This is a genomic window from Nocardia farcinica, assembly GCF_029867845.1.
GTDB classification, from domain to species: domain Bacteria; phylum Actinomycetota; class Actinomycetes; order Mycobacteriales; family Mycobacteriaceae; genus Nocardia; species Nocardia farcinica_A.
This window is the reverse complement of the sequence record NZ_JARWRU010000205.1, coordinates 1-2,654: the sequence shown is the minus strand read 5'-3', so window position 1 is coordinate 2,654 and position 2,654 is coordinate 1. Positions and strand designations below refer to the sequence as shown.

3 protein-coding genes are annotated in these 2,654 nt (G+C 72.0%); 1 reads left to right on the top strand and 2 read right to left on the bottom strand.

Annotated elements, in window-relative coordinates:
- A partial coding sequence (locus QH283_RS04170) for a lycopene cyclase family protein (RefSeq protein WP_280501693.1) occupies positions 1–598 on the bottom strand: 598 nt, incomplete at its 3' end.
- A 32-nt stretch (positions 599–630) separates the two neighbouring features.
- A complete protein-coding gene (locus tag QH283_RS04165; RefSeq protein WP_280501692.1) occupies positions 631–1,395 on the bottom strand; it encodes an SDR family oxidoreductase in 765 nt (254 codons plus the stop codon).
- Positions 1,396–1,609: 214 nt separating this feature from the next.
- Here QH283_RS04165 and QH283_RS04160 point away from each other — a divergent pair.
- Positions 1,610–2,654: ABC-F family ATP-binding cassette domain-containing protein (locus tag QH283_RS04160; RefSeq protein ID WP_280501691.1), on the top strand; the 1,045-nt coding region annotated here is incomplete at its 3' end.

The following is a 2,654-nucleotide window of genomic DNA, read 5'->3' as shown; positions in this document are numbered from 1 at the left end:
AATAGTGCACGGCGCGCGGCTCGCGGGCCCCCGCGCCGTTGCCTGCCCCCCCGTCCTTCAACCGCGCCGGGTGGCCGCCGGGGGGGGGCGAGGCGGCGGCTGCGCCTCCGGCGGCCCCTGGGTGGCCGGCCCTCGCCCCGTCGGCGGCGTGCGAGCCGGCTACGACGACCCCGTAGGCGGTCTGTTCCGCGCGCCGTGGCGACCGCCCGACCCCGCGCGCGTCGATCACCCGGTCCGCCCGCAGGACCCGGCCACTCGCGGTGGTGAGCGAGCGCCCGCTCACCCGGACGGCCCGCTCGGCGATCACCTCGGCCCCGTCGAGGGTGAGCGAGTCCTGCAACCGCCCGGTGTCGAGCACCAGGTACTCGCGATCGAGCTCGTGCCGCACGGTCCCCCAGGCCACCGGCCGTGCCACGCGCGCGGCGACCACAGCGGGGTCGAGCCAGCCGGGCAGTTCGTCGCCCCATATCGCGTAGGTGGCCGTCCAGCGCCGGTGCGGAGCCGGATCGACGACGGCGACCCGCAGGCCGCGCGCCAGGCAGCGATGGGCCAGCGCGCGACCCGAGGGACCGAGCCCGCAGACGACGATGTCGGTCACGGGTGCGGCTGCCGGGGGAGTGCGGGCAGCGGTCAGAGCCCGCCGGTCGCCAGCAGGCCGCCGTCGACGCGGACGGTCTCGCCGGTGATCCAGGCGGCCTCGTCGGAGGCCAGGAAGCCGACCAGGCGGGCGACGTCCTCGGGGCTGCCCAGCCGCTTCATCGGGTAGATGCTCGCGGCGCGCTCCTCGTCGGCGGAGTACAGCGCGTCGGCGAACTTGGTCTTCACCACGCCCGGCGCGACCGCGTTGACCCGGATCTTCGGGCCGAGCTGCCAGGCCAGCTCCTCGGTCAGACGGATGAGCGCCGCCTTGGACGCGCCGTAGGCGGCGATGACGCCGGTCGATCGCAGGCCGGCCACACTGGCGACATTGACGATCGCACCGCCGTGCTCGCCCATCCACGCCTTGTGGGCCTGCTGCACGTACCCGAGCGCGGCGACCACGTTGACATCGAAGATCTTGCGCACCGCGTCCAGATCGGCCTCCATGAGGGAGCCGAAGACGGGGTTGATGCCGGTGTTGTTGATCAGGATGTCCAGCGAGCCGAACTCGCTGACCGCCCTGGCCACGGCCTCGGCGCGGGCCTGCGGGTCGCCGGAGTTGCCCGCGACGGCGGCCACCTGGCCCTTGTGCCCGAGGGCGCGCAGTTCGTCGGCGGCCTGCTCGAGTGTCTCGGGTTTGCGTGCCGTGATCACCACGTTCGCCCCGCGTCGCAGCAGTTCGGCGGCAACCGCCTTGCCGATGCCCCGGCTCGCGCCGCTGACCAGCGCGCTCTTGCCCAACAGATCGGTACTCATGACACGGCACGCTACCGAAGCGCATCGCGCCCCCGGTTATTGCGGTCACACCTCGCCTCGCCACGGCGGCGTGGCGAGGGTGTCCGGCTAAAATGGATGGCTGGCGTGTCGGCCGAGTACCTACACTGCGGTCGATCGTGGCGGTCGTACCCGGGCCGAGTGAACGACGAGATTCCCTCCGACGCCACCCCGCACTTCCCAGAGGAGCACATCTGTGATCACCGCGACCGATCTCGAGGTCCGGGCCGGCGTCCGCACCCTGCTCTCGGCCCCCGGGCCGGCGCTGCGCGTGCAGGCGGGCGACCGGATCGGCCTGGTCGGGCGCAACGGCGCGGGCAAGACCACCACGCTGCGCATTCTCGCGGGCGAGGGCGAGCCGTATGCCGGAAAGATCGTGCGCTCCACCGAGATCGGCTACCTGCCGCAGGACCCGCGCGAGGGCAACCTCGACGTGCTCGCGCGTGACCGTGTGCTCTCGGCACGCGGGCTGGACACGTTGATCCGCGACATGGAGAAGCAGCAGGCGCTCATGGCCGAGGTGGCCGACGAGAAGGAGCGGGAGAAGGCGGTCCGCAAATACGGCAGGCTCGAGGAGCGCTTCTCGGCGCTGGGCGGCTACGTCGCCGAGAGCGAGGCCGCGCGCATCTGCCACAGCCTCGGTCTGCCCGACCGGGTGCTCGGGCAGCCGCTGCGCACTCTGTCCGGCGGTCAGCGCCGCCGCATCGAACTGGCCCGCATCCTGTTCTCCGCCTCCGACGGCAGCGGCGGCCGCTCCGATCGCATCCTGCTGCTCGACGAGCCGACCAACCACCTCGACGCCGACTCCATCACCTGGCTGCGTGGCTTCCTGCAGAACCACGACGGCGGCCTGATCGTCATCAGTCACGACGTGGAACTGCTCGAGGCCGTGGTGAACAAGGTCTGGTTCCTCGACGCGGTGCGCGGCGAGGCCGATGTCTACAACATGGGCTGGAAGAAGTACCTGGACGCGCGAGCCACCGACGAGCAGCGCCGCCGCCGGGAACGCGCGAACGCCGAGAAGAAGGCCTCGGCGTTGAAGGCCCAGGCCGCCAAGCTCGGTGCGAAGGCCACGAAAGCCGTTGCGGCGCAGAACATGGTCAAGCGGGCTGAACGACTTCTCGGCGAGCTGGACGAGGTGCGCGTGGCCGACAAGGTGGCGCGGATCAAGTTCCCCGAACCCGCCCCGTGCGGCAAGACGCCGCTCATGGCCGAGGTGGCCGACGAGAAGGAGCGGGAGA

Bases quoted from the DNA above. Each gene is read 5' to 3' on its own strand.
- QH283_RS04165 (WP_280501692.1), bottom strand. From the start codon at position 1,395: ATGAGTACCGATCTGTTGGGCAAGAGCGCGCTGGTCAGCGGCGCGAGC.